This is a genomic window from Streptomyces sp. Ag109_G2-15 (assembly GCF_900215565.1).
Lineage (GTDB): Bacteria > Actinomycetota > Actinomycetes > Streptomycetales > Streptomycetaceae > Streptomyces > Streptomyces diastatochromogenes.
The window spans coordinates 7,090,361-7,116,352 of the sequence record NZ_OCNI01000001.1 but is presented as its reverse complement, the minus strand read 5'-3'; the positions used below and the strand labels follow the sequence as shown (position 1 = coordinate 7,116,352).

Here is a 25,992-nt window from a genome sequence, read left to right as displayed (position 1 = left end):
ACCGAGCTGACCCTCTGAGCGAAGAAACAGCGCACAGCCCTTACGCCTGTGCGCTGTTGTCGGCCCTGCCCTTCAGCTTCGGCAGGGCGAGCCTGATCTCCTCCCGCAGTTCGTGGATCTTCGGGTAGCCGGAGTACTCGGCGGTGAGCCGGTACATCTGCCGCAGCCGGTCCCAGGTGCGGCGGGAGGAGTTCGAGCCCATCGACATCAGGGCCAGCCGTGCGTAGCGGTCGGCCTGCTCCGGGTCGTCGGCGATGAAGCAGGCCGAGGCCATGGACAGATGGTCGAAGATCTTCGACCGCTCCCGCCCGTCGACGCGCAGGGCCAGGGCCTTCTCCGCGTAGTACTGGGCGTGCACGGCCGCACCGGGGTCGAACTCCGCGAGGGTGCGGTAGGCGAGGGCCTGCATGCCGTACAGATCCTCGTCCTTGAAGGTCTGCATCCAGTCCGGCGGTTCCAGGTCCTGCCGGTCGGAGACGAAGAGGTCCTCCGCCCGTCCGAGCGTGCGGCGCATCGCCTGGCTCTTGCCCATGGACGCCTGTGCCCAGGCCTCGATGGTGTGGAACATCGCCTTCGTACGCGGCTGCAGACGCTCCCCCGAACCGGACTGGGCGAGCTTCATCAGGTCCAGCGCGTCGTCGGGCCGGCCGAGGTGCACCATCTGCCGGGCCGCCCGGGACAGAGCCTCCCCGGCACGCGGCCGGTCACCGCCTTCGCGTGCGGCGTGGGCGGCGATGACGAAGTACTTCTGGGCCGTGGGCTCCAGGCCGACGTCGTGCGACATCCAGCCCGCGAGAACGGCGAGATTGGCGGCGACGCCCCACAGGCGCCGCTGGAGATGGGGTGGGTGGTGGTAGGCGAGCATGCCGCCCACCTCGTTGAGCTGGCCCACGACCGCCTTGCGCTGGAGCCCGCCGCCACGGGCGGCGTCCCAGGCTCGGAACACCTCGACCGAACGCTCCAGTTCCTCGATCTCCTGCGACCCGATGGGGGCGGCCTCATAGCGGTCGAACCCAGCGGGGTCGGCGTGCAGGGGATCGTCGAGGACAGGGGCGTCGGCCTTCAGGGTGGGGTCGGAGTGGAGCCAGTCGTACATGGCGCTGCTGAGTGTGGATCCCGCGGCGAGCGCGGCACCCGCGCCCACCAAGCCGCGTCGGTTGAGCATGAGGTCCATTCCCGTGAATTCGGTGAGGACCGCGGCGGTCCGTTCGGGCGCCCACGGCACTCCGTCGGGATGTTCCGCATTCCCGTCGCCCTGCCGTCTCCCTGTACGCCCGTGCCGTACCAGACCGAGGTCCTCGATGGTCACGACACGGCCGAGACGCTCGGTGAACAGGGCCGCCAGCACCCGCGGCACGGGATCGCGCGGGATCTCTCCCATGTCGATCCACCGCCGCACCCGGGAGGTGTCCGTCGACAGCTGGGGGTGGCCCATGGCCGCCGCCTGCTTGTTGACCAGCCTCGCGAGTTCGCCCTTGGACCAGCCGGCCAGGCCGAACAGGTCCGAAAGGCGGGTGTTGGGTTGTCCGCTCACGTAAGCCCCCAGGTTCTCGGCTGAGTTGACAGTAGCCCCGTGGAGGTTGCCGGGCGACTATTCGCCACGGTTCGCCAGGGTGCGCCAGATGGTGTGCCACTGGTCATCGGGTGTCAGGTAGGAACGCGCCATCCCGACCCGGTCGCCCTCTCAGTGACGGGTGCATTCCCCAGGGTGCACCCGGGCGACCGGGCCGGGTGGGCGTATGAACTCAAAGCACCCGCATTGCGTATCCACTTCGCACAGGGGTTTTGAGCATGGATGTACAGGCAGGCACCGCAGGCACACGAAGGGATCTGTATCTCCCATGTACGCAGCATCGTCCTCCGTGTCCGCTCCGCCCCGGCCGCTGCGTCCCCGCCCGGCGGGCGGCGGGCCGTTCCTCGACCCGGCGGCGCGGCCGGCGACACCCGTGCTGGGCGCGGGCCGACCGCGGCGCGTCCCGGGACAGCCCGGCTCCCAGCCGCTCAGCGGGAGACTGGACCTGTCCGGTCCCCAGGGTGCGCAGCTGCGCACCGCGATCGCCTCGGTGCACCGGATCTGTCCGGAGTTCGCTCCGGTGCAGGTACTGCGCCGCAGCGGACGCTCGGTCCTTCTGGTCGGGACGACCGGACGCAGCACGGCCGTGGCCAAGTGTCTCCTCGACCAATCGCCCGCCTGGGCGGAGCGGATCCGCCACGAAATAGCCGCATACCGCTCGTTCGTCCGGCACCGCCCGCCAGTGCGCGTGCCGAGACTGATCGCAGCGGATCCGGACAACTGCACGCTGGTGATCGAGCGCATGCCAGGCCGGGTGGCGGCGCTCCAGCGGCATCCGATGGAGGCCCCACCCCGGCCGGACATCCGGGCGGCGCTCGGCGCGATCTGCCGGCTGAACGCCTGGCGGCCCCCGGCGGGCACGTTCGACGCCCCCCTGGACTACGCGGCCCGCATCTCCCGGTACCACGAACTGGGGCTGCTGACCGACCGGGACCTGGGCGACCTGCAGAAGCTGCTGCACGGCATCGCGCACGCGGCGGGCCGCCAGGGGATGGGCCAGTTCTGCCACGGCGACGCCCTGCTCTCGAACATCCTGCTCTCACCGGCCGGTCCAGTGCTGGTGGACTGGGAGCACGCGGGCTGGTACCTGCCGGGGTACGACCTGGCGACGCTCTGGCTGGTGCTCGGGGACGCGCCGGTGGCGAGGCGTCAGATCAGCCAGATCGCCCAGTCGGCGGGCCCGGCCTCCCGGGACGCCTTCCTGGTGAACCTGATGCTCCTGCTGACCAGGGAGATCCGTACGTACGAGACGGCCGTGCAGCGTTCGATGCACGATACGGCCCCGGCGGCACCGGGCACGGCCCACCCGGGTGCTGCGCCGTCCGGCGAGGAACAGCGCCTGCTGCTCAGGCGGCTGCACGACGACTGCCAGCTGGCCCGCCGGGCCGTGCGCGCGGCGGTCGGCACTCGCTGACGGGGACGACGGTTCCGCGGTGCGCCCAGAGCGGCGGCGCACCGCGGACCTTCGTGTGTACGGGCCTGGCCCCCAACGCGGTGGGTGACCACTGGTGTATGCCACTGACGCCCCGCAGGCCCGGCGCGCCATCGCTGCGAAACTCGCCGAACCCCTTCGTGACGTGGGAAATCAGGTGCCTGAGGGCATCATTGACGGATCGTCGGCAAGCCGGTACCACTGATCCAGCTCGGAGCCGCACGCCCCGCCGCCCGCCCGTCACAGGAGGCCGCACTTGCGAGGATCCGCCACCGACCCCACACCCACACCCGGCCACAGACACCTGAGGCGCAGCGTCGGTACGCTCGCCTCGGCCGCCTTACTGCTGCCCCTGCTCGGCGCGGCCCCCGCTCAGAGCGCGACGGACTCCTCGGCCGGCCGGCTCCAGCGCGCCTTCGCCGACGCGGCCGCCGAGTACCACGTGCCGCAGAGCGTCCTGCTGGCCGTCTCCTATCTCCAGTCCCGCTGGGACTCGCACGCCGGGGCGCCCAGTGTCACCGGCGGCTACGGGCCGATGCACCTCACCGACGCCCGCACCGCACTCGCCACCACCGAGCACCTCGCCGAGGGCACCGAGGACGCACGCGGCGACAGCGCCCGCGCCGCCCTGCACCCCGACATCAAGGTGCCCCAGAACTCGGCCCTCCCGGCCCGCCTCAAGACGCTGCCGAAGGCGGCCGAACTGACGGGGCTGCCGGCGGCCGAACTGCGCACCGACCCGGCCGCCAACATCGCGGGGGGCGCCGCCCTGCTCGCCGCCGCGCAGAAGAAGCTGGGCGAGCCGGCGAGCGCGAACCCGGCCGACTGGTACGGCGCGGTGGCCCGCTTCTCCGGCGCCGACGACACGGCGACCGCGGCGGCGTACGCGAACGACGTGTACGACGTGCTGCGGACGGGCGAGAAGCGCACCACGGACGACGGCCAGCGGGTCGCCCTCGCCGCCCGGCCGCACCTCGCCGCCGACACCACCCAGTTGAAGCGGGCGGGGCTGCGCACGATCGCGGCGGACGACGCCGAGTGCCCGAAGTCGGTGTCCTGCGAGTGGATTCCGGCGCCCTACTCCCAGTTCGGGAACGACGACTACGGCAACCACGATCTCGGCGACCGTCCGGACGCGCAGAGCATCAGGTACATCGTCATCCATGACACGGAGGGCACCTGGGACGGGGTGCTGAACCTGGTCCAGGACCCCACCTATGTGTCCTGGAACTACACCATCCGGTCCACCGACGGTCTGATCGCCCAGCACGTCAAGGCGAAGGACGTGGCCTGGCACGCCGGCAACTGGTACATCAACGCGAAGTCGGTCGGCATCGAGCACGAGGGCTTCCTCGCCGCGCCGGACGCCTGGTACACGGAGGCGATGTACCGGTCCTCGGCACGCCTGGTGAAGTACCTGGCCCGGGAGTACGGCATCCCGCTGGACCGGCAGCACATCCTGGGCCACGACAACGTGCCCGGGCCGACCACCTCCACCATCCCCGGTATGCACACGGACCCGGGCCCGTACTGGGACTGGCGGCACTACTTCCAGCTGCTGGGCCATCCCTTCAAGGCCACGGGCGGCAAGCACTCCGGTCTGGTGACGATCCGGCCGGACTACGCCGCCAACCAGCCGGTGTACACGGGCTGCACCACCAAGGGCGAGCCCTGCGCGGCCCACGGCTCGGGCGAGGTCCGGCTGTACTCCGACCACGACGAGAACGCCCCGCTGATCAAGGACATCGGTCTGAAGACGGATCCGACCATTGGGGTGAACGACCTGTCCTCGCGGGTCTCCACCGGCCAGCAGTACGCGGTCGCCGACCGCTGGGGCGACTGGACGGCCATCTGGTACCTCGGGCAGAAGGCCTGGTTCGAGAACCCGGGCAAGCGGCCCACGGCGGTGCCGGCGTCCGGTCTCGTCGTCACCCCGAAGGACGGTCTGACGAGCGTCCCGGTGTACGGGCGCGCGTATCCGGAGAAGGAGGCCTACCCGGCGGGGGTGCCCGCGCAGTCGGTGGTGGCGCTGCCGTACACGCTGCCGGCCGGGCAGAAGTACGTGGTCGGTGACGCGGTGCCGGGCGAGTACTACTACGCGGTCACCTTCACCACCGACTCGCACCGGGTCGTGGTCGGCAAGGACCTGTACTACGAGATCCAGTACGGCCACCGGGTGGCGTTCGTGCGCGCCGCGGACGTCCGTCTGGAGGGCTCCGTGGGCTAGCCGGGGCCGGCCGTCAGCCCTGCTGGAACAGCTCCGCCGGGAGCGGCTTCAGCAGGGCGTACAGGTCGTCGGTGATGGGGCGGTCCCAGGCGGCGATGGTCACGAGGATGCCGTCGCTGCGGTCGAACTGGACGCAGGAGATCCGGCTCTCGGAGAGCTTCAGGCGCCGCACGATCAGCAGATTGTCGCCCTGGAGGACCGGGGTGTCCTCGATGCCGACGACGGTGACCTCCTCGTCGTTCTCCAGCGCCAGCAGCAGCTGGCCCACCTCGAAGGGGATCTCACCCTCGGTGACGTCCCGGGCCGGGGAGCCCTCGGGGAGATTGCCGATGATCATGGCGGGGCCGCGGCCGCCGAAGAGGTCGTAACGCAGGAAGACGCCCTGGCAGGAGCCGTCGGGGGCGGGCAGCAGGCCCGCGCCGAGGTTGCCCGGCCAGTCGCCCGGGTCCATGGCCAGCACGTCGAAGTCGGGTCCGGCGGGAGTGGCGCTGCGGCGGCGGAGGAACGACATGCGGCCATGGTACGTGCACGCGCGTGTTCGGCGACGTGCGGGCGCCCGCACGGGTCCGTCCGTCACGGAGCGTGCCGGTCGTGCCAGGCGTGCCGTCACCCCTCCGGCCCGGGCGGTACGACGGCCACCGGGCTCGCCGCGTGCAGCAGGACCGCCTGGGTGACCGAGCCCATCATGCGGGCGGGGGCGAGCAGGCGTCGTCGGTGGCGGCCGACGATGACCAGGTCGGCGTCCCGGGAGGCGGCGACGAGCTGGCCGGCCGCGTCGCCGGGCAGGGCCGCGACGTCGGCGCGGACCTCGGGGTACCGCTCGTGGTGCGGGGCGAGGAAGCCCTCGGCGAGGAGCCGGGTCTCGGTCTCGACGGCGGTCTGGTCGAGCGGGGGCGGCAGCATCTGGCCCGGCGCGGTCCAGGTCTGCACCGGCCACGGGTACGCGGCGATCACCTCGACGCGGGCCCCGCGCAGGGCGGCCTCGGTGAAGGCGAGGCCGAGGGTGGCGTCGTCGGGGCTGTCGACGTGCAGGCCGACGACCACCCGGGGCCCGGGCTCGGCCGGGCCGCCCCCGTGGACCTCGCGGTCAGGCCGGGGTACGACGACCACCGGGCACTCGGAGTCGCGCGCGGCGGCCAGGCTGTTGGAGCCGAGCAGCAGGCTGGCGAAGCCGCCGCGGCCCCGGGAGCCGAGGACCAACAGCTCGGCGTCCGCGCCGAGTTCGGGCAGCACCGCGCCCGGTACGCCCTCCAGGGCGACGTACTCGACGGCCGGCGCGTCGGCGCGGTCCCGCAGCAGTGCGCGGACCTCGTCGAGCACCGGGTCGCCCTGTGTGTCGGGCGGCCCGGCGACCAGGACGTCGGCCTGGCCCCAGGCGGCGTACTGCCGTACGTGCACCACCCGCAGTGGCACCGTGCGACGGCGGGCGGCGTCCACCGCCCAGTCCAGTGCCCGCAGACTGTCCTCGGAACCGTCCACCGCGGCGATGACCGGCGCACCGCTCATCTTCCCTCACCTCCGGAACGCGACCTTCCCCTTGCCGGGGCCAGCCTCGCTCAGGGGGCGCCCCCGGCAGGGCGCTGTGGATCGCGTGTCCGGAAATCCGCGCCGCACACTCCCCGGTTCGGCTCGCGGCGGGGGTCGCTCAGGTCAGGTCGAACTCGCCTTCGCGTGCCCCGGAGACGAAGGCGCCCCACTCGGCGGGGGTGAAGATCAGGGAAGGGCTTTCCGGGGTGCCGCTGTTGCGCATCGCGATGAATCCCTCGACAAAGGCGATCTGGACATCGCCCAGCCCTCGGCTGCTGGACTGCCACTCGGCCCTGCTGAGGTCCAGCTCCGGCTTGTCCCAGCCCATGAGCGGCTGCTGCTGGGTGGTGGTCTCGGCCACGTCCGTGCTCCTCCCGGTTCGTCGTCCGCGGTCAGCCTAGCGACCGGTTCCTACGGCGGACAGGCCGTGTCAGCAGGACCTTTCAGGAGTCGGGGGGCTCGGATCCCACGAGCCACATGGAGAAGAACTGCGAACCGCCGCCGTAGGCGTGCCCGAGCACCTTCCGGGCGCCGTCCACCTGGTGTTCTCCGGCCTGGCCGCGCACCTGGAGGGCGGCCTCCGCGAAGCGGATCATGCCGGAGGCGCCGATGGGGTTGGTGGAGAGCACACCGCCCGACATGTTGACGGGCAGGTCCCCGTCCAGCTCGGTCACCCCGGACTCGGTGAGCTTCCAGCCTCCGCCCTCCTCGGCGAAGCCCAGGTTCTCCAGCCACATGGGCTCGTACCAGGAGAACGGCACGTACATCTCGACGGCGTCGATGTCCCGGCGCGGGTCGGCGATGCCGGCCTGCCGGTAGACGTCGGCGGCGCAGTCCTTGCCGGCCTGCGGGGAGACGAAGTCCTTGCCCGCGAACAGCGTCGGCTCGCTGCGCATGGCGCCGCCGAGCATCCAGGCGGGCGGCCGGGGGGCGCGGGCGGCTCCGGCGCGGTCGGTGAGGACCATGGCGCAGGCGCCGTCGGAGGACGGGCAGGTCTCCGAGTAGCGGATCGGGTCCCACAGCATGGGCGAGGCCTGGACCTTGTCCAGGGTGATGTCGTGCTCGTGGAGGTGGGCGTAGGGGTTCTTCAGCGCGTTGCGCCGGTCCTTGTAGGCGACGAGGGAGCCGACGGTGTCGGGGGCGCCGCTGCGCCGCATGTAGGCGCGCACGTGCGGGGCGAAGAAGCCGCCCGCTCCCGCGAGCAGGGGCTGCTGGAAGGGGATGGGCAGGGACAGGCCCCACATGGCGTTGGACTCGGACTGTTTTTCGAAGGCGAGGGTGAGCACGGTGCCGTGGACGCGGGCCGCGACCAGGTTGGCGGCGACGAGGGCGGTCGATCCTCCGACCGAGCCGGCGGTGTGCACCCGGAGCATCGGCTTGCCCACGGCACCCAGTGCGTCGGCGAGGTACAGCTCGGGCATCATGACGCCCTCGAAGAAGTCGGGCGCCTTGCCGATGACGACGGCGTCGATGTCGGCCCAGGTCAACTCCGCATCCATGAGGGCCCGTTGGGCGGCCTCCCGGACGAGCCCGGCGATCGACACGTCCCGGCGGGCGGCCACATGCTTGGTCTGGCCGATTCCTACGACGGCCACGGGCTCCTTGCTCATCGTGGATCCCCTTCGAGTACGGCGACCAGGTTCTGCTGCAGGCAGGGGCCGGAGGTGGCGTGGGCGAGGGCCCGGTCGGACTCGCCGCGGTGGATGCGGGCGGCGGCCTCACCGATGCGGATGAGTCCGGCGGCCATGACCGGGTTGGCGGCGAGGGCGCCCCCGGAGGGGTTCACCCGGACGCCGTCGTCCAGCCGGAGCGCCTTGCGCAGCACGACCTCCTGCGCGGTGAACGGCGCGTGCAACTCGGCGGTGTCGACGGGGCGTTCGAAGGCGCCGGCCCGCTCGGCGGCCAGGCGTGTGGAGGGCGAGTCGGTGAGGTCGCGCACGCCCAGGGAGTGCGCCTCGATGCGGTGGTCGATGCCCCGGATCCAGGCGGGCCGTTCGCACAGCTCGCGGGCCCGCTCCCCCGCCGCGAGGATCACGGCCGCGGCGCCGTCGCCGACGGGCGGGCAGTCCCCGGTGCGCAGGGGGCGTACGACGTAGTCGCCCGGCGGGACCGAACCCCTCAGCTGTGCAGGGGAGTTGGTGGTGGCGGATGCTCGGCTCCTGGCCCCGATCGCGGCGAGGGCGGGCTCGTCCGTGTCCCCCGCGTCGATGAGCGCCTGGGCCTGGAGGGCGGCGAGCGCGACCGAGTCCGGCCAGAGGGGGGCCACGTAGTACGGGTCCAACTGGCGAGTGAGGACGTCTCGCACGGAGCCGGGAGAGGACTTGCCGTAGGAGTACACCAGGGCGGTGTCGGCGTCGCCCGTCAGCAGCTTGGTCCATGCCTCGTACAGCGCCCAGGCGCCGTCCATCTCGACGTGCGACTCGGAGATCGGCGGCCAGGCGCCGACGCCGTCGAGGGCGAGGGTGAAGGAGAAGGCGCGGCCGGCGAGGTAGTCGCTGGAGCCGGAGCAGGTGAAGCCGATGTCGGCGGTCTTCAGCCCGGTCCGGGCCAGGACCTGGTGCAGCACCGGCATGAGCATCTCGACCTCGGAGGACTCCTCGGTGGAGCGCCGGTGGTCGGTCTGGGCGAAGGCGACGACCGCGATCTCCCGTGTCACAGCAGCTCCTTGTAGGTGTCGTAGTCGGCGTCGGGTTCGCCGGTCGGGCGGTAGTGGTCGGGGTAGCGCGCTCCCGGCGTCCACACCGGCTCGACCCTCAGGCCCATGCGCACCTCGTCGTAGGGGATGCCGCCGATCCGGGCGTGCAGGGCGAGGTCGGCGCCGTCGAGGGCGATGTGGGCATAGACGTACGGCACTTCGATGTCGAGGTTCTTCGCCTTGATGTTGACGATGCAGAACGTGGTGACCGTGCCGCGGGGACCCACCTCGACCTGTTCCGATGTGGCCACGCCACATGTGGGGCACGCACCCCTCGGCGGGATGTACACCTTGCGGCAGGAGGGGCAGCGCTCGCCGACGGACCGCTGTTGGGAAAGGGCGTGGATGTAGGCGGTCTGGGCGCGGCCCGGCGAGTAGGTGTAGTCGAGGCGGGCGTGGGCGACGATCCCGGTGATCGGGTCCTCGAACTCGCCGGTGCGGCCGCCCGGTCGGTCCGGTACGCCGTCGTACGGCTCGAAGCAGGCGATGTCGGTGATGGCACCGGTGCGTTCCCCGGCCCAGCGGATCCGTACCCGCATGCCGGTGTGCACGGCGTCGGGTCCGGGGGCGTCCAGGGCGTGCAGCAGGGCGGTGTCGGCGCCGTCGAGCCGGACCAGGGCCCAGGCGAAGGCAGTGGCGAGGGGCTGGCCCCGGCGGGGCTCAGGGTTCCACGCCCAGGTGGTGACCGTGCCCGTGGGGGCGACCTCCACCAGATCGCGGATCTCCTCGGCGGTGACGGGGTCGTACTCCACGGGCGGGACGAGGGTGCGGCCGTCGGCGGTCTTCACACCGAGGACGACACGTTCGCGCAGGCCGGTGAGGAAGGCGCTCTGGACCGGGCCGAGGGACCGGGTGAAGGGGAACTCGACCACGAGAGGGGCTTTGAGGACTTCGGGCATCGGGGGCTCCTCGGGTCAGGCTCGCTTGTAGACGGGGGGTCGCTTCTCCGCGAAGGCGCGGGCACCCTCCTTGGCGTCGGCGGTGTCGAAGACCGGCCAGCCACGGGCGAGTTCGGCGGCGAGTCCGTCGGTCTCGGTCAGCTCGGCGCTCTCGTACACCGACGCCTTGACGGCCTCGACGGCGAGCGGTCCGCAGGCGTTGATCTGCTCGGCGATCTCCAGCGCCTTGGCGAGCGCGGTGCCGTCGGGCACGACATGCCCGATCAGCCCGATGGCGGCGGCCTCCGTCGCGCTGTACGGCCGCCCGGTGAGCAGCATCTCCAGGGCGTGGGTGCGCGGGATCTGGCGCTGCAGCCGGACGGTCGAGCCGCCGATCGGGAACAGACCGCGCCGGACCTCGAACAGGCCGAAGGTCGCGGACTCGCCCGCGACCCGGATGTCGGTGCCCTGGAGGATCTCGGTGCCACCGGCCACGCAGTACCCCTCGACGGCGGCGATCACCGGTTTGCGGGGGCGGTGGTGGCGCAGCATGGCCTTCCAGTGCAGGTCGGGATCGACCTTGAGCCGGTCGCGGTAGTGCTGCCCTGCCATGCTGCCCCCGGCCAGCGCCTTGAGGTCCATGCCGGCACAGAAGGCGCCCCCGGCCCCGGTGAGCACGATCGAGCGGATCGCGTCGTCCTCGTCGGCCTCGACCCAGCCGTCGTACAGGCCGACGAGCATCGGGAGCGAGAGCGCGTTCTTGGCGTCGGGCCTGTTGAGCGTGAGCACCAGTGTGGCGCCTTCGCGGTGCACGGTGAGGTGTTCCGTCCCACCCATTGCCCATCTCCCCTCGGTAAGAACGAGAACAGGTTGCAGTAGGAGGGGAGGCACTTCAAGGGAACTTCGCGGGTTTTCTGACAGACAGTCAGATTTCTTCGCGCGGACCCTTCACAGTTGCCGCGCCCTTTGCTCTGATGACCGGCGAACCGGTGGATCGCCAGGCCGTGCGAGGTCAGGAGGAGCGGTGGAGTACAACCTTGCCGATCTGTTCGAGTCGGTCGTCGACGTGGTCCCGGACCGCGAGGCTCTCGTGTACCTCGACCATCCCGGCACCGGCGCGGAACGCCGCCTGACGTACGCGGAGCTGGACGCGGCCGCCAACCGCGTCGCCCACCACCTGATCGACAGCGGGATACGGCCCGGGGAGCACCTGGGCCTCCATCTGTACAACGGCGTCGAGTACCTGCAGACGGTCCTGGCCTGCCTGAAGGCCCGGGTCGTCCCGGTCAATGTCAACTATCGCTATGTCGAGGACGAGTTGGTCTACCTCTACCGGGACGCGGATCTGGTCGCGCTGGTCTTCGACGGGGAGTTCGGCGACCGGGTGGCGGCGGCGCTGCCGCGCGCGCCGAAGCTGCGGCACCTGGTGCGGGTGGGCGCTCCCGCGGAGGTGCCCGGGGCGGTGCCGTTCGCCGAGGCGGAGGCGTCCGGGTCGCCCGGACGGGGCTTTCCCGCCAGGTCGGGAGACGACCAGTTCATCATCTACACCGGCGGCACGACCGGCATGCCCAAGGGGGTGATGTGGCGCCAGGAGGACCTGTTCTTCGCGGGTCTGGGCGGCGGGGCGCCGACGGGTGAGCCGGTGAAGAGCCCGGAGGAGCTGGCCGAGCGGGTCGCCGCGGGCGGGTCGGGAATCACCTTCTTCCCCACTCCCCCGCTGATGCACGGCACGTCCACCCTGACCGCGTTCATCGGCTTCAACTTCGGCCAACGGGTCGTCCTGCACCGCAAGTTCGTGCCGGAGGAGGTACTGCGGACCGTCGAGAAGGAGAAGGTCACCAGCATGTCGCTGGTCGGCGACGCGATGCTCCGGCCGCTGATCGACGCGCTCGGCGGGCCGATGAAGGGTACGGACTGCTCGGCGCTGTTCAGCGTCTCCTCGTCGGGCGCGATCATGTCGGAGACCGTGCGCCGGCAGTTCCGGGAACTGGTGCCGAACGCCCTGCTGCTGAACAACTTCGGCTCCTCCGAGTCCGGCTTCAACGGTACGGCGACCGAGGACTCGGGACCCGAGCGGGGCTTCCGCATCCGGGTCAACTCCCGGACCCAGGTGGTCGATCCGGCGACGCACGAGCCGGTCGCCGTGGGCGAGATCGGCCGGGTCGCGCAGTGCGGCCATGTGCCGCTCGGCTACTACAACGACCCACGCAAAACCGCCGAGACGTTCTTCGAGAAGGACGGGCGGCGCTGGGTGCTGCTCGGGGACATGGCCACGGTGGACGAGGAGGGCGTGGTCACCGTCCTCGGCCGGGGCTCGCAGTGCATCAACACCGGGGGCGAGAAGGTGTACCCGGAGGAGGTCGAGCAAGCCCTCAAGGCCCATCCGGACGTGTACGACGCGCTGGTCGCCGGGGTGCCGGACGCCACCTGGGGCAACCATGTGGCGGCCGTGGTGCAACTGCGCGAGGGAGCCCGGCGCCCCTCGCTGACCGACATCCAGGACCACTGCCGCACCCGGCTGGCCGGCTACAAGGTCCCGCGCCAGCTGGTGATCACGGACTCCATCCAGCGGTCGCCGAGCGGCAAGGCGGACTACCGGTGGGCGCGGGAGGTGGCGGTGGCGGCGGAGCGGTAGCGGGCGGGGTGTCCCACCGCTGCCGTGCGGCCCGGGCCGCGTACTGTGTGCGCCACGGTGGAACGGAGGGTGAGGACGGTGACGGTCGGCCGTACGGGTGATGACGGCGTCCGCCTCCCGCGTCCGGCCCGCCGCAACCGGGACCGGGCCATGCACGGAAGGACCTTCGGGTGTCGCACCTCATGCCTCGTCAGCTGCCGGACCCCGAAACGGAGTCGGACACCGACGGCGCGGGGAGCGGGGAGGACAGCGGGCGGGACTCCTCGGCGGGCCCCCGCCCCGGCTGGTTCGGCCGGCGCCTGCGCCACCCACGGGGCGCGCGGGGCGTGAGCGTGGGGACGTCCGTCCTCGCGGGCGTTCTCGTGGCCGGCGCGCTGCTGTTGCCGAACCGGCTCGACGGGCTCACCTTCACCACGTTCCTGCGCATCCCCGCGGAGGGGATCCTGCTGGCCGGTCTGCTCCTGGCGGTGCCGCCCCGGGGCCGGCGGATCACGGCGGTGGCCGCGGGCCTGCTGCTCGGACTGCTGACCGTCCTCAAGTGCGTCGACATGGGCTTCTACTCGGTGCTGGTCAGGCCGTTCAACCTGGTGATGGACTGGGGTCTGCTGGGCGGCGCGGCGGACTTCCTGCGGGAGTCGTTCGGCCGGACCGGCGAGCTGCTCGCCCTCACCGCCGCCGTGCTCCTCGCCGCCGCGGTCCTCCTCCTCACCACGCTCGCCCTGGTCCGGCTGACCGGTCTGATGGTCCGGCACCGCCAAGCGGCCACCCGGAGCACGCTGGTGCTGGGCACCGCGTGGATCACCTGCGTCACCCTCAACCTGCAGATCGGTGACGCGCCGATCGCCTCCAGAGTCAACACCGTCATCGTGAACAACCGGATCGAGCAGGTGCGCGCGGGGCTCGAGGATGCCCGGGTCTTCCGCGAGGAGACCGCGGTCGACGCCTTCGCCGACACACCGCGCGACCAGCTGCTGACCGGCCTGCGCGGCAAGGACGTGCTGTTCACCTTCATCGAGAGCTACGGCCGTACGGCGATCGAGGACCCGGCGATGGCGCCCCGGATCGGCACGGTCCTGAAGGAGGGCACGGCCTCCCTGAAGGCGGCGGGATTCGAAGCTCGCAGCGGCTGGCTCCGGTCACCGGTGACGGGCGCGGGCAGCTGGCTGTGTCATACGACCTTCCTGTCCGGCCTGTGGGTCAAGAACCAGCAGCGGTACCGGACGGTCACCTCCAGCGACCGGATGACCCTCACCCGGTACTTCCGCGAGACCGGCGCCTGGCGCACGGTCGGGGTCGTTCCGGGTGTGCGGTACGCGTGGCCGGAGGGCAGGTTCTTCGGCCTGGACCACGTCTACGACTCCACGCACCTCGGCTACCACGGCCCCTACTTCAGCTGGACGCCCGTGCCGGACCAGTTCAGCCTGGAGGCCTTCGACCGGCTGGAGTTCGGCAGGAAGGACCGGGGACCGCTGATGGCGGAGATCATCCTCGCCTCCAGCCACAACCCCTGGGCGCCCGTCGCCCACATGCTCGACTGGAAGGACCTCGGCGACGGCTCTGTCTTCCACCGCGTCAAGAAGGAGGGCAAGGACCCGAGGGAGGTCTGGAAGAACCCGGAGAGCGTGCGCACCGAGTACCGGAACGCCATCGAGTACTCACTGCACAGCCTCATCGAGTTCGTGCGGCGCTACGGCGACAGGAACACGGTCCTGGTCTTCCTCGGCGACCACCAGCCGGTGCCGACCGTCACCGCGGGCAGCCCCCGCAAGGACGTGCCCGTCACCATCGTCGCCCACGACCCCAAGGTGCTGGACCGTGTCTCCGGCTGGGGCTGGACTCAGGGCCTGAAGCCGGCGGCGGACGCGCCCATCTGGCCGATGAACAAGTTCCGCGACCGGTTCATGCGGGCGTACGGCCCGCAGAAGGGCTGACCGTGTCCCCGTCGAGGAAGGCGACGGTGCGGCGGACGAAGTGCTCCGGGTCGTCCAGCCACGGGTGGTGTCCGGCGCCGGGCTGGACGGTGAACTCGGCGTTCGGGAAGGCCTCGGCGGTGCGGCGGGCGAGGTCGGGGCGGGGGCCGCCGTCGAGTTGGCCCGCGTAGACCAGGACCGGGGCGGTGAGGGTGGCGAGCGCGGCCCGGGTGACGTCCGGGGTGAAGGCTCCCTCGCCGAAGTACCGGTCGGCCGCCTCGTCGTTGGTCTGCTCGTCCGCGGCCGCGTCATGGGCGCGGGCGGCCTCGTCCCAACGGCCGTAGTAGAACGGCATGAAGACCTCGTCGAAATCTCCCTCCCCCGCCAGCCACGCCTCGAACGCGGGAAACGCCTCCGCGAACCACGGCTCGTCGGCCCGCAACCGGGCCGCGGCCAGCCGGTCCTCGGGCGTCGCCCGCATCCCGAGGGCCGAGGGATTCGGGGTGATCAGCACGAGCCGCCGTATCCGGTGGGGGTAGCGGGCCGCGTAGAGCATCGCGAGGCTGCCTGCCGCCGAGTGAGCGAGCAGATCCATGTGCTCCAGACCCATGTGCTCCCGCCACACCTCCACGTCGTCCACCAACCGGTCACAGCGGTACGTCGCCGGGTCGGCCGGCACCGCGGACTCCCCGGTCCCCCGCAGATCGAGCAGGGCCAGACGGCGGTGCGCGGTGAGCCCGCCCAGGTCACCGAGATAGACGGAGGCCCGCATGGCCCCGCCGGGCAGAACGACGAGGGGCTCGCCCTCACCCCTGAGGTGGTAGGAGAGCTGGGTTCCATCGGCTGCGGTGAAGGTCGGCATGCAAGTGATCATCCAGGTCGGTGCGGCTGGGCCGCAACGGCTTTGCGCGCAGGGCGAGGACGCGGTGCCGCCTCCCGTCGGGAAATTCCGCGCAGACCCCTTGCCTTGAGCCGGATGGGCTGAATTACTGGCCCCGAGAAGATCGACCGAATGATCGGTCGTCCGGAATGTGTGGTGGGCGAGGGAGAAGTCCCGATGGCGGATGCGACGGACCTGCTGGACGCGGGCGAGAAGCTCGGGCCCGAGGAGTTGCGGGCGCTGCAGTTGGAGCGGCTGCGGGCCTCGCTGCGGCACGCCTACGAGCACGTGCCCTTCTACCGGGAGTCCTTCGACAAGGCCGGTGTCCGTCCGGAGGACTGCCGTTCGCTCGCCGACCTGGCGCACTTTCCCTTCACCACCAAGGCCGACCTCCGGGAGCACTACCCGTACGGCATGTTCGCCGTGCCCCGCGAACGGATCCGCCGCCTGCATGCCTCCAGCGGCACCACCGGACTGCCCACGGTGGTCGGCTACACCGAGAACGACCTTTCCATGTGGGCCGACATGGTGGCGCGTTCGATCCGAGCGGCGGGCGGGCGCCCCGGTGACACCGCGCATGTGGCCTACGGCTATGGGCTGTTCACCGGTGGTCTGGGCGCTCACTATGGTGCCGAACGCCTGGGCTGTACGGTCGTCCCCGCGTCCGGCGGTATGACGGCCCGCCAGATCCAGCTGATCCGGGACCTCGAACCCGGCATCATCATGGTCACCCCGTCGTACATGCTCACACTGCTGGACGAGTTCGAGCGGCAGGGGGTGGATCCGCGCGGCACCTCGCTGCGGGTGGGCATCTTCGGCGCCGAGCCCTGGACCGAGCAGATGCGGCGCGAGATCGAGGAGCGGTTCGCGATCGACGCCGTCGACATCTACGGGCTGTCCGAGGTGATCGGTCCGGGGGTGGCCCAGGAGTGCGTCGAGACCAAGGACGGTCTCCATGTGTGGGAGGACCACTTCTATCCGGAGATCGTCGACCCGATCACGGGTGAGGTGCTGCCGGAGGGCGAGCGGGGCGAGCTGGTGTTCACCTCGCTCACCAAGGAGGCCATGCCGATCGTCCGGTACCGGACCCGGGACCTGACCCGGCTGCTGCCCGGCACCGCCCGGGTGTTCCGGCGGATGGAGAAGGTCACCGGGCGCAGCGACGACATGGTGATCCTGCGCGGGGTCAACCTGTTCCCGACCCAGATCGAGGAGATCGTGCTGCGCACCCCCGGCGTGGCCCCGCACTTCCAGCTGCGCCTCACCCGCGAGGGCCGCCTCGACGCGCTCACCGTACGCGCCGAGGCCCGCCCGGGCGCCACACCCGAGGCGCGGGAGGCCGCGGCCCTGTCCATCGCCGCGGCCGTGAAGGACGGCATCGGTGTGTCCGTGGCCGTGGAGATCGTGGAGCCGGAGTCGCTGGAGCGGTCCGTGGGCAAGATCCGCCGGATCGTGGACCTGCGGCCGCGCTAGGGCCTGTCCGGCGGATTCGGCCCCGCGACTCCGGCATGATCCGCCGGACAGGCCCTGGCGGTCACGGCACGGGTCGGCCGGTACGGCGTCGGCGCTCACGCCACAGTCCCGACCGGAACGGCGTCGGCGCTCACGGCACGGTCCTGACCGGTACGGCGTCCGTGGGGGCGGTCGTGTTCTCGGGTGTCTTACGGCCCCGGGTCAGGTGCCGGGCGAGGGCGATCGCCGCCGCCAGCGCCACCAGCCCCGTCACCCCGGGCCAGCCGAGCCGGCCGTAGGCCCGCACCCCGAGCCATGACCCCACGCTGCCGCCGATGAACGTGCAGGTCATGTACGCGGTGTTGATCCGCGCCCGCGCCTCGGGCCGTAGCGCGAAGTTGCGTGACTGGTTGGCGACCTGGCCGCACTGCACCGCCACGTCGAGCAGCAGCATGCCGCCCGCCAGCGCCACCAGCCCCGCCGCACCGCCGCACCCGCCCAGCGCCAGCACGCCCGCCGAGCCGGCGACCCCGAGCAGGCACCACAGGCTCACCGCGTCCGGCCCCCTGCGGTCCACCGCCCGGCCGGCGAGCGGCGTGCTGAACATGCTCGCGGCGCCGACCAGCCCCAGCACGCCCACCGCCTGGGCGCCCATGCCGTACACCGGTCCCGTGACCAGCAGCGTGAGCGCGGTCCAGGCGGCGCTGAAGCCGGCGAAGACGGCGGTCTGGTAGAGGCAGGAGCGGCGCAGATCGGGCTCCTCGCGCAGCAGGCGCACCGGGGCGGCTATCAGTTCGGGGTAGCGCCGGCGGGAGGGTGGTGTGGTGGCCGGGACCACGCGGGAGAGCACCGCCGCCAGGGCGAGGACGACCATGGCCGCGACCAGGTAGGGGGCCCGCCAGCCCAGCCAGGTGCCGAGGGTGCCGCTGAAGGTGCGGGCCAGCAGGATGCCGCCGATGAGACCGCTGCCCACCGTGCCGGTGACGGCCCCGCGCCGCTCGGCGGGGACCAGTCCGGCGGCCATGGGCAGGATGATCTGCGGCACGACGGTGGTGACGCCGGTGACCGCGCTCGCGGCGACGAGAACCGGGAGCGTGGGGGCGGTCCCGGCGGCGAGCAGTCCGAGGGCGGTCAGGGTGAGCAGGGTGACGAGCAGGCGGCGGTGGGGCAGTCGGTCGCCCAGCGGGACGAGCAGGAAGATGCCGCCCGCGTAGCCGAATTGGGCCGCGGTGACCACAAGGGCCGCCGAGCCGGCCGGGACCCCGAGGTCGGCGGCCACCAGGGAGCTGATGGCCTGCGGGAAGTAGATGGTGGAGACGCCGACACCGCAGGCGAGGGCCAGGACGAGGATCACCCAGCGGGGCGGGTTCGGCGGTGCGGGGGACGCGGACACGCAGACACCTCACAGAGGAACCGGTTTAAGTGGTTCACCGAAGGTACCAGTCAAACCGGTTCTCCCGTAGGGTGGTTGGCGTGCCTACGACCCTCCGCTTCCGTCAGGGCTCCGGCCGCCCCTGCCTGGACTTCGTACGGACGCTGCGCCACCGGGGCACGGCCGACGCCGTGGAGGAACTGCCCGACGCCGGGGCTCTGGTCGCCTGGGCACGGCAGTGCGGCCCCTGCCCCGCCGAGACCGGCGACGCCGATGCCGCCCTGGTGGGCACGGCGCAGGAACTGCGCGAGGCGATCCACCATCTGATCGGCGCCGCCCGAGCGGACCGGTCCCCCGGCGCCCGGGCCCGCGAGCTGGTCAACCGGGCCGCCGGGCACGCCGTTCCCGTGCCCAGCCTCGACCCTTCGGGCCGGCTGGAGTGGCAGGCCGACGATCCCGTCCGGGCCACCCTCGCCCTCGTGGCCCGCGACGCCCTGGACCTGATCACCTCCCCGGCCCTCGACCGGGTACGCGACTGCGCCGGCCCCACCTGCGGCGCCCTCTTCCTGGACACCTCACGCCCCGGCACCCGCCGCTGGTGCTCCATGGACACCTGCGGAAACCGCGCGAAGAAGCAGGCGCTCCGCCGCAAGGCCACGGCCTAGACCCCATCGACATCCACCTGCACATCGACGTACCTCGAAATGTCGGCGGCGAACCTATACTCCGGATGCATGACCGACACCGCCCCCTCCCCGGATCCGGAGCTGGTCAGCGCGTTGCGAGCGCTGTCCAATCCGATGCGGCTGCAGATGCTGCAGTGGCTGCGCGAGCCCGAGCGGCACTTCCCGATGGAGGCGGCGATCGCCGATCCGGCCGAGGTGGGTGTGTGCGTGAGCCACATTCAGGCGAAGGCGGGACTGGCCCAGTCCACCGTGTCGGCCTACATGGCCGAACTCCAGCGCGCCGGGCTGGTGCGGGCCACCCGTGTGGGCAAGTGGACCCACTACAAGCGGGACGAGCAGCGCATCGCCCACCTCGTGGCGGAACTGGGCCAGACGCTCTAGCCGGCCGCCCCTGCCCCCCACCCGCGATCTCCCCTTGCGCTTCATATCGAGATTCTGCGATATTTCGATTTAGCGAGTGATCCGATGTGATCCGATGTGATCCGATCCATGAGGGAGCGCACGATGACCGGCGACACACGTCTGGGGCTCGGCACGTTCGGGATCTACACCTTCGACTTCGAGCACCAACCGGCCGCACGGATCCGGGACTCGGTCCAGGAGCTGGAGGAACTGGGCTGGCGAGCGCTGTGGATCCCCGAGGCGCTCGGGCGGGACGCGTTCAGCCACGCCGGCTATCTGCTCTCCTGCGCCGAGCGGCTGAGTGTCGTCAACGGCATCGCCCGGATCTGGTCACGCGAGGCGCAGTGGACGTACGGCGCCGCTGTGCTGCTCGCGGACGCCTACCCGGACCGGCACGTCCTCGGCCTCGGCTTCGGCGGTCAGCCGCGGCCGGGGATCAAGCCGCTCGCCGCCATGTCCGCGTACCTGGACGAGCTGGACGCCCTGGAGACGGCGACGCCCAACCCCCTTCCCAAGGCCCCTGTTCGGCGCCTGCTGGCCGCGTACGGCCCCCGGATGCTGGAGCTGGCCCGCGAGCGTGCCGACGGGGCCCAGACCTACCACGTGAACACGGCCCACACCGCGCAGGCGAGGGAGATCCTCGGCCCGGACGCCTTCCTGGCCGTCGAGCACGCGGTGCTCTTCGAGAGCGACCCCGGCCGGGCCCGGGCACTCGCCCGTGAGCACCTGCACGTTTACCTCAACACCCCTTATAACCTGGCGAAGTTCCGCAGGCTCGGCTACACGGACGACGACTTCTCCGCCGGCGGCAGCGACCGCCTCGTGGACGACCTGGTGTTCTGGGGCGATCCGGACACCGTCGTACGGAAGCTGCGGGGCCACACCGAGGCGGGCGCCGACCATGTGACCGTGCAGGTGATCGGCGTCGAGCCGGGTGGCTCGGCACTGCCGCAGTGGCGGCTGCTCGCCGAGGCCCTGCTGCCCGGCCCCACACCCGGGTCCGGTCGGACGCGTACGGCATCATGACGGAAACGCCCGGGGCCCGGCCCCACGCCAGTGAAGGGTCCGCCCCGTGAGCAACATCCAGCCCCCCGAAGGGTCCGACGGGGGATCGGAGGAGCAGTCCTCCATATCCGACGAGCAGTGGACGGCGTTCCTGCGGGACGCCGCCGAGGGCGATGGCGCCGCCGCGCCGAAGGAGCCGTCGGCGCGGGCCAGGATGGTGGACCGAAGGTTCCGGAACGTACTCAAGGCAGAGCGGAAGGGCCGGAGCCCGAAGGGGCGTGCGTTCCGCGACAGGGCGGGTGCGGTGATCCCGTGGATGGCCGTGACGGCCGTCGTGCTCGTGGGCGCCTACCAGCAGGGCCTGTTGTCGTGGGACAGACCGCCCGCGTCGGGGCCGGCCAAGGCCGTCGCACTGCCGGGAGGCGGGACCTCCGACGGCGACCGGTGCGGAACCAAGGGCTACCACCACTTCCCGCTCCCCGCAGCCGCCTCCTCACCCGCGCCCCAGGCCACCCCACGCCCCGGCCCGCAGCTCGACCTCGGCTCCTACGGTTATTCGCAGTCCGGCCGCGACGCCGGCACCTTCTCCATCGGGCTGCTCTTCGCTCAAGGCCCGAAGGGATCCCTCAAGGTGTCCCGGACCCTGGGCGGGGAGGGAGTCGCGGTGGAGATCGAGGGCCCGGACGGACTGGTCGCCGGCGCACACGGCCTCCCTGTCACCTGGGACTCCCCCGGGAAGACCGGCCGCGAGGACAAGACTCACATCGACCTGACCGGTGGTGGCAGCGGCGAGATCACGCTGCCGACACTGGCCCTGTGCCCCGGCTACGACGGCAACGCGGTGTGGAAGGCCCTCCAGTCGCCGATCGACTCCTCGAACACCATCACCGGGCAGCCGGCCTACACCCTGACCGTGTCCGTCCGCGATCCGGGCATCGGAGAACTGCGGAAGTCGATCGGCGTTCCGGTCGGCGGCAACCTGCTCAGCGCCAACAACCTTGTGCCCGACGGCCCCTAGCCGCTGAACCGGTCCCGCAGCTCCCGCTTGAGGATCTTCCCGCTGGCGTTGCGCGGCAGTTCGTCCACGAACAGCACCCGCTTGGGCGCCTTGAAGGGGGCGATCTTCTCCCTTACGTGGGTGATGAGTTGCTCCTCCGTCACCTCGCCGCGCGGGACGACGATCGCCGTGACGGCCTCGATCCACCGCTCGTCGGGCAGGCCGATCACGGCGGCCTCGGCGACGGACTCGTGGGCGTAGAGGGCGTCCTCGACCTGGTGCGAAGCCACCAGTACGCCACCGGAGTTGATGACGTCCTTCACCCGGTCGACGATGGTGAAATAGCCGTCCGCGTCGCGTACCGCGAGGTCGCCGGAGTGGAACCAGCCGTCCCGGAAGGCCTCGGCGGTCTCCTCGGGCTTGTCCCAGTAGCCCTCGCACAACTGCGGTGAGCGGTAGACGATTTCGCCGGGCGTGCCGTCGGGCACGTCCTCGCCCTTGTCGTCCACGACACGCGCGTCCACGAACAGGACGGTCCGGCCGCAGGAGTCCAGCCGGCCCTCGTGCTCGTCGGGCCCCAGCACCGTGGCCAGGGGACCGATCTCGCTCTGCCCGAAGCAGTTGAAGAACGCCAGTCCTGGCAGGTGTGCACGCAGCCGCTGGAGCACCGGTACGGGCATGATCGACGCGCCGTAGTAGGCCTTGCGCAGGCCGCCGAGGTCGCGGGTGGCGAAGTCGGGCCGGTTGGCGAGGCCGATCCACACCGTGGGCGGTGCGAACAGGCTGTCCACGCGGCCCGCCTCGATCAGGTCGAAGAGGCGGTCACCGTCGGGCGCGTCCAGGATGATGTTGGTCGCGCCGACCGCCAGGTACGGCAGCAGGAACACGTGCATCTGCGCCGAGTGGTAGAGCGGCAGCGCGTGCACAGGCCGGTCGCCGGCGCTCAGGTCGAGGGCGGTGATCGCGCTCAGGTACTCGTGGACCAGGGCCCGGTGGGTCATCATCGCGCCCTTGGGCAGCGCGGTGGTGCCGGAGGTGTAGAGCAACTGCACCAGGTCTTCGGTGCGTGGTTCGGGCCCGTCGTACGGGGGCGCCTCGGCCAGCCGGGCGAGGAAGGAGTCGTCCGCGTTCCGCAGGGGCAACACCCGTACGTTCCTGGGCAGTCGACCGGCGAGGTCCGGGTCGGCGAGCACCAGCGTGCTGCCCGACTGGCCGACGATGTACTCCAGATCGGCGCCGGTCAGGTTCTGGTTGACCGGCACATGGACCAGGCCCGCGCGGGCGCAGGCGAGGAAGGCGATCAGGTAGGCGTCGGAGTTGTGGCCGTAGGTGCCCACCCGGTCGCCGGGGGCGAGCCCCTCGGCGCGGAGGAGGCCCGCCGCACGGGAGACGGCGGCGTCGAGTTCCTCGTACGTCCAGGTGCGTTCGCCGTACTCCAACGCCACCCGAGCCGGAGTGCGTCGGGCGCTGCGCCGCAGCACCCCGTCGACCGTGCTGCCGTGTCCCTGCGTCATGACAGCCGATCCTCGGCCCGGCGCACGTGCAGGTCAAGAACCTCACACCAACCGCGTGCGGCCTTCCCAGTACGGGTCCCTGAGCCGCCGCTTGTACAGCTTGCCGTTGGGGTCGCGGGGCATCTCGGTGATGAAGTCGACGCTCTTGGGCCGCTTGTAGCCGGCGAGCCGCTCCGCGCAGTGGTCGAGGAGGGCCGCGGCGAGGGCCGGGCCCGGCTCATGGCCGGGGGCGGGTTCCACGACGGCCTTGACCTCCTCGCCCCAGTCGTCGTGCGGGATGCCGAAGGCGGCGGCGTCGGCGACGGCCGGGTGGGCGAGCAGCGCGGACTCGATCTCGGCCGGGTAGATGTTGACGCCGCCTGAGATGATCATGTCGATCTTGCGGTCGCGGAGGAAGAGGTAGCCGTCCTCGTCCAGGTAGCCGAGGTCGCCGACGGTGAAGTAGTCGCCGATGCGGTTCTTCCGGGTCTTGGCCTCGTCCTTGTGGTACGAGAACCCGCCGGTGCTCATCTTCATGTAGACGGTGCCCAGCTGGCCGGGTGGGAGCCGGTTGCCGTCATCGTCGAAGACGGCGAGTTCGCTGATGGGCCAGGCCCTGCCGACCGTGCCGGGCTTCTTCAGCCAGTCCTCGGCGGTGGCGAAGGCTCCGCCGCCCTCGCTGGCCGCGTAGTACTCCTCCACACAGGTGCCCCACCAGTCGATCATGGCCCGCTTCACATGGTCCGGGCAGGGCGCGGCGCCGTGGATGGCGTGCCGCATGGACGAGACGTCGTACCGGTCCTTCACCTCGTCCGGGAGCGCCAGGAGGCGGTGGAACTGGGTGGGGACCATATGGGTGTGGGTGCACTGGTGGGTGTCGATGAGGCGGAGCATCTCCTCCGGGGTCCACTTGTCCATCAGCACCAGGCGGTGGCCGATGTGCAGGGACGCGCCCGCGAACTGCAGGACGGCCGTGTGGTAGAGCGGCGAGCAGACGAGGTGGACGTTGTCGTCGAAGGGCCTGATGCCGAAGATGCCGAGGAAGCCGCCGAGGTAGGCCTCCTCGGGGGGCTTGCCGGGCAGCGGGCGGCGGATGCCACGGGGGCGTCCCGTCGTACCGGAGGTGTAGTTCATGACCCAGCCGAGCGTGCGGTCGGCGGGCGCCGACTCGGGCTGTCCGGCGAGGAGTTCGGGGTACGGCCGGAAGCCCTCGACCTCGCCGACCGCGTAGCGGTGGGTGGCGGGCAGGCCGGCCTCGTCGGCGGCGTGGCGGGCCGGTGCGGCGAAGCGCTGGTGGGCGATGAGCACCTTGGCGCCGGAGTCGGCGACGATCCAGGCGATCTCGGGGCCGACCAGGTGGTGGTTGACCGGGACGAGGTAGAACCCGGCCTGGGTGGCGGCCAGGTGGGCGGTGAAGAACTCGACGCCGTTGGGCAGGACGACGGCGAAGGCGTCGCCGCGCCGAAGCCCTGCGGCACGCAGGCCGTGGACGAGCCGGTTGGCGGCGGCGTGCAGGCGTCCGGCGGTCCACTGCTCGCCGTCGGGGGCGATCAGGACCGTGCGGTCGGGGTCCTGGGCGGCCTGGGCCCAGAAACCGGCGGGGGGTGTGCTCACGACTGGCCGCTCCTTCCGGCGATGCGGTTGATGCGGTCGACAGCCTGCTCGAAGCCGCGGGTGAGGTCGTCGAAGACGGCCTGGACGCTGCGCTCGCTGGTCATCCGGCCGACGATCTGTCCCACCGGTGTGCCGAGCAGCGGCTCGACCTCGTACTTCTGGATCCGGGAGACCGCCTCGGCGACCAGCAGGCCCTGCAGAGGCATGGGCAGGGTGCCGGGCCCGGCCGGGTCGTCCCAGGCGTCGGTCCACTCGGTGCGCAGCTGACGTGCGGGCTTCCCGGTCAGGGCGCGGGAGCGGACGGTGTCGCCGGACCCGGCGGCGAGAAGCTTGCGGGTCAGGGCGGGCGAGTGGAGGTCCGCTTCTGTGGTGGTCAGCCATATGGAGCCCAGCCACACACCCTGGGCGCCGAGAGTGAGAGCGGCCGCCACCTGCTGTCCGCTGCCGATGCCCCCTGCGGCCAGCACGGGCAGCGGATCGACCGCCTCCACGACCTCGGGGGTGAGCACCATGGAGGCGATCTCTCCGGTGTGGCCGCCGGCCTCGTAGCCCTGGGCCACGACGATGTCGATACCGGCCTCCTGGTGCTTGCGGGCGTGCCGGGCGCTGCCCGCGAGTGCGGCGACCAGGACGTTCCGGTCGTGGGCGCGGGCGACGACGTCGGCGGGCGGGGAGCCGAGGGCGTTGGCGAGCAGCCTGATCGGGTAGTCGAAGGCGACGTCCAGCTGGGATCGGGCGACCTGCTCCATCCACCCGGTGATGCGCCACCCGGACGCCTCGCCCTCGGCCAGCTCCGGCACCCCGTGCTTGGCGAGGGTGTCCCGCACGAACTGCCGGTGGTCCTCGGGAATCATGGCCTCGACGTCCGCCTCGGTCACGCCCTCGACCTTCTTCGCGGGCATCACCACGTCCAGCCCGTAGGGCCTGCCCTCGACGTGCGCCTCGATCCAGTCGAGGTCCCGTTTGAGGTCGTCGGGGGCGGTGTAGCGGACCGCGCCGAGCACGCCGAAGCCGCCGGCCCGGCTGATGGCCGCGGCGACGGCGGGGAACGGCGTGAAGCCGAAGACGGCGTGCTCGACTCCGAGTTTCCTGCTCAGCTCCGTCTGCATGGGCGCAGGATGCCGCAGTACCCCGGACGACGGAAGAGCTTTTCTGATGCTCCGTCAGATACTGCGGCAGATTTTGCCCCGCCGCACCCTTGTTCACCCCGGGGG

Annotated in this window: 22 protein-coding genes; 9 read left to right on the top strand and 13 right to left on the bottom strand. The window is 71.6% G+C overall.

Translation table 11 applies throughout. The features are described 5' to 3' along the window. Positions 1–40 precede the first annotated feature (40 nt). On the bottom strand, positions 41–1,534 hold the full coding sequence (locus CRP49_RS32075) for a hypothetical protein (protein WP_097256488.1): 1,494 nt from the start codon (positions 1,532–1,534) through the stop codon (positions 41–43). Between the two features lie 307 nt (positions 1,535–1,841). Between CRP49_RS32075 and CRP49_RS32070 the strand changes: the two genes are divergently transcribed. Then, entirely contained in the window at positions 1,842–2,987 is a 1,146-nt protein-coding gene (locus CRP49_RS32070) for an aminoglycoside phosphotransferase family protein (protein ID WP_097256487.1), read from the top strand. A 274-nt stretch (positions 2,988–3,261) separates the two neighbouring features. Continuing rightward, a complete protein-coding gene (locus tag CRP49_RS32065; protein ID WP_097256486.1) occupies positions 3,262–5,232 on the top strand; it encodes an N-acetylmuramoyl-L-alanine amidase in 1,971 nt (656 codons plus the stop codon). Between the two features lie 13 nt (positions 5,233–5,245). Here the strand turns inward: CRP49_RS32065 and CRP49_RS32060 are convergent, their stop codons facing one another. From CRP49_RS32060 to CRP49_RS32030, 7 genes are all read right to left on the bottom strand, one after another. Beyond that, entirely contained in the window at positions 5,246–5,743 is a 498-nt protein-coding gene (locus CRP49_RS32060; RefSeq protein WP_094219167.1) for a hypothetical protein, read from the bottom strand. 95 nt (positions 5,744–5,838) lie between these two features. Beyond that, positions 5,839–6,738, bottom strand: coding sequence for a universal stress protein (locus CRP49_RS32055; protein ID WP_097256485.1), 900 nt, complete (start codon positions 6,736–6,738; stop codon positions 5,839–5,841). A 139-nt stretch (positions 6,739–6,877) separates the two neighbouring features. Then, positions 6,878–7,120, bottom strand: a complete 243-nt coding sequence (locus tag CRP49_RS32050) for a DUF397 domain-containing protein (protein ID WP_097256484.1) — start codon at positions 7,118–7,120, stop codon at positions 6,878–6,880. An 82-nt stretch (positions 7,121–7,202) separates the two neighbouring features. After that, positions 7,203–8,369: a thiolase domain-containing protein gene (locus CRP49_RS32045; protein WP_097256483.1), complete on the bottom strand. Its 1,167-nt coding sequence runs from the start codon at positions 8,367–8,369 to the stop codon at positions 7,203–7,205. After that, positions 8,366–9,415: a thiolase domain-containing protein gene (locus tag CRP49_RS32040; protein WP_097256482.1), complete on the bottom strand. Its 1,050-nt coding sequence runs from the start codon at positions 9,413–9,415 to the stop codon at positions 8,366–8,368. Before CRP49_RS32040 ends, CRP49_RS32045 begins: the two co-directional genes overlap by 4 nt. Next, entirely contained in the window at positions 9,412–10,353 is a 942-nt protein-coding gene (locus tag CRP49_RS32035) for a Zn-ribbon domain-containing OB-fold protein (protein WP_097256481.1), read from the bottom strand. Before CRP49_RS32035 ends, CRP49_RS32040 begins: the two co-directional genes overlap by 4 nt. 15 nt (positions 10,354–10,368) lie before the next feature. Further along, positions 10,369–11,169 (bottom strand): crotonase/enoyl-CoA hydratase family protein, encoded by an 801-nt coding sequence (locus CRP49_RS32030; RefSeq protein ID WP_097256480.1) that lies wholly within the window; start codon positions 11,167–11,169, stop codon positions 10,369–10,371. 187 nt (positions 11,170–11,356) lie between these two features. Here CRP49_RS32030 and CRP49_RS32025 point away from each other — a divergent pair, with 187 nt between their 5' ends. Both CRP49_RS32025 and CRP49_RS32020 read left to right on the top strand, forming a co-directional pair. Beyond that, on the top strand, positions 11,357–12,967 hold the full coding sequence (locus CRP49_RS32025; RefSeq protein ID WP_097256479.1) for an acyl-CoA synthetase: 1,611 nt from the start codon (positions 11,357–11,359) through the stop codon (positions 12,965–12,967). A gap of 182 nt (positions 12,968–13,149) precedes the next feature. Then, positions 13,150–14,898: a sulfatase gene (locus CRP49_RS32020; protein WP_257033556.1), complete on the top strand. Its 1,749-nt coding sequence runs from the start codon at positions 13,150–13,152 to the stop codon at positions 14,896–14,898. Here the strand turns inward: CRP49_RS32020 and CRP49_RS32015 are convergent. Then, a complete protein-coding gene (locus CRP49_RS32015) occupies positions 14,867–15,739 on the bottom strand; it encodes an alpha/beta fold hydrolase (RefSeq protein ID WP_179851816.1) in 873 nt (290 codons plus the stop codon). The two genes, CRP49_RS32020 and CRP49_RS32015, sit on opposite strands and share 32 nt — an antisense overlap. A gap of 195 nt (positions 15,740–15,934) precedes the next feature. Here CRP49_RS32015 and paaK point away from each other — a divergent pair, with 195 nt between their 5' ends. Beyond that, positions 15,935–17,230 carry a phenylacetate--CoA ligase PaaK gene (paaK, locus tag CRP49_RS32010; protein WP_097256476.1) on the top strand — a complete coding sequence of 432 codons (1,296 nt, stop codon included), beginning with the start codon at positions 15,935–15,937 and terminating at the stop codon, positions 17,228–17,230. 130 nt (positions 17,231–17,360) lie between these two features. Here the strand turns inward: paaK and CRP49_RS32005 are convergent, their stop codons facing one another. Continuing rightward, the gene (locus CRP49_RS32005) at positions 17,361–18,602 is read right to left on the bottom strand and encodes an MFS transporter (RefSeq protein ID WP_257033555.1); all 1,242 of its coding nucleotides are present in this window, start codon (positions 18,600–18,602) and stop codon (positions 17,361–17,363) included. Between the two features lie 80 nt (positions 18,603–18,682). Here CRP49_RS32005 and CRP49_RS32000 point away from each other — a divergent pair, with 80 nt between their 5' ends. From CRP49_RS32000 to CRP49_RS31980, 4 genes are all read left to right on the top strand, one after another. Further along, the gene (locus CRP49_RS32000; protein ID WP_097256475.1) at positions 18,683–19,246 is read left to right on the top strand and encodes an ABATE domain-containing protein; all 564 of its coding nucleotides are present in this window, start codon (positions 18,683–18,685) and stop codon (positions 19,244–19,246) included. 69 nt (positions 19,247–19,315) lie between these two features. Continuing rightward, complete coding sequence (locus CRP49_RS31995) at positions 19,316–19,648, top strand: helix-turn-helix transcriptional regulator (protein ID WP_094219183.1); 333 nt, start codon at positions 19,316–19,318, stop codon at positions 19,646–19,648. 123 nt (positions 19,649–19,771) lie between these two features. Then, positions 19,772–20,695 carry a TIGR03620 family F420-dependent LLM class oxidoreductase gene (locus CRP49_RS31990; protein WP_097256474.1) on the top strand — a complete coding sequence of 308 codons (924 nt, stop codon included), beginning with the start codon at positions 19,772–19,774 and terminating at the stop codon, positions 20,693–20,695. Between the two features lie 46 nt (positions 20,696–20,741). Beyond that, positions 20,742–21,692, top strand: a complete 951-nt coding sequence (locus tag CRP49_RS31980) for a hypothetical protein (protein ID WP_257033554.1) — start codon at positions 20,742–20,744, stop codon at positions 21,690–21,692. Here CRP49_RS31980 and CRP49_RS31975 read toward each other — a convergent pair. From CRP49_RS31975 to CRP49_RS31965, 3 genes are read right to left on the bottom strand one after another with little or no spacing between them, the layout of a single operon-like run. Then, positions 21,689–23,185 carry an acyl-CoA synthetase gene (locus CRP49_RS31975; RefSeq protein ID WP_097256473.1) on the bottom strand — a complete coding sequence of 499 codons (1,497 nt, stop codon included), beginning with the start codon at positions 23,183–23,185 and terminating at the stop codon, positions 21,689–21,691. The two genes, CRP49_RS31980 and CRP49_RS31975, sit on opposite strands and share 4 nt — an antisense overlap. A gap of 42 nt (positions 23,186–23,227) precedes the next feature. Then, a complete protein-coding gene (locus CRP49_RS31970; RefSeq protein WP_097256472.1) occupies positions 23,228–24,778 on the bottom strand; it encodes an acyl-CoA synthetase in 1,551 nt (516 codons plus the stop codon). Continuing rightward, positions 24,775–25,887 carry a nitronate monooxygenase family protein gene (locus CRP49_RS31965; protein ID WP_097256471.1) on the bottom strand — a complete coding sequence of 371 codons (1,113 nt, stop codon included), beginning with the start codon at positions 25,885–25,887 and terminating at the stop codon, positions 24,775–24,777. Before CRP49_RS31965 ends, CRP49_RS31970 begins: the two co-directional genes overlap by 4 nt. Between the last annotated feature and the right edge of the window lie 105 nt (positions 25,888–25,992).

What these genes read in the sequence shown, in the direction of transcription:
- CRP49_RS32070 (WP_097256487.1), top strand. Translation starts at nt 1,842, where the DNA reads ATGTACGCAGCATCGTCCTCCGTGTCCGCTCCGCCCCGGCCGCTGCGT.
- CRP49_RS32060 (WP_094219167.1), bottom strand. Translation starts at nt 5,743, where the DNA reads ATGTCGTTCCTCCGCCGCCGCAGCGCCACTCCCGCCGGACCCGACTTC.
- CRP49_RS32055 (WP_097256485.1), bottom strand. Translation starts at nt 6,738, where the DNA reads ATGAGCGGTGCGCCGGTCATCGCCGCGGTGGACGGTTCCGAGGACAGT.
- CRP49_RS32045 (WP_097256483.1), bottom strand. Translation starts at nt 8,369, where the DNA reads ATGAGCAAGGAGCCCGTGGCCGTCGTAGGAATCGGCCAGACCAAGCAT.
- CRP49_RS32035 (WP_097256481.1), bottom strand. Translation starts at nt 10,353, where the DNA reads ATGCCCGAAGTCCTCAAAGCCCCTCTCGTGGTCGAGTTCCCCTTCACC.
- CRP49_RS32030 (WP_097256480.1), bottom strand. Translation starts at nt 11,169, where the DNA reads ATGGGTGGGACGGAACACCTCACCGTGCACCGCGAAGGCGCCACACTG.
- CRP49_RS32020 (WP_257033556.1), top strand. Translation starts at nt 13,150, where the DNA reads ATGCCTCGTCAGCTGCCGGACCCCGAAACGGAGTCGGACACCGACGGC.
- CRP49_RS32015 (WP_179851816.1), bottom strand. Translation starts at nt 15,739, where the DNA reads ATGCCGACCTTCACCGCAGCCGATGGAACCCAGCTCTCCTACCACCTC.
- paaK (WP_097256476.1), top strand. Translation starts at nt 15,935, where the DNA reads ATGGCGGATGCGACGGACCTGCTGGACGCGGGCGAGAAGCTCGGGCCC.
- CRP49_RS31995 (WP_094219183.1), top strand. Translation starts at nt 19,316, where the DNA reads ATGACCGACACCGCCCCCTCCCCGGATCCGGAGCTGGTCAGCGCGTTG.
- CRP49_RS31990 (WP_097256474.1), top strand. Translation starts at nt 19,772, where the DNA reads ATGACCGGCGACACACGTCTGGGGCTCGGCACGTTCGGGATCTACACC.
- CRP49_RS31975 (WP_097256473.1), bottom strand. Translation starts at nt 23,185, where the DNA reads ATGACGCAGGGACACGGCAGCACGGTCGACGGGGTGCTGCGGCGCAGC.
- CRP49_RS31965 (WP_097256471.1), bottom strand. Translation starts at nt 25,887, where the DNA reads ATGCAGACGGAGCTGAGCAGGAAACTCGGAGTCGAGCACGCCGTCTTC.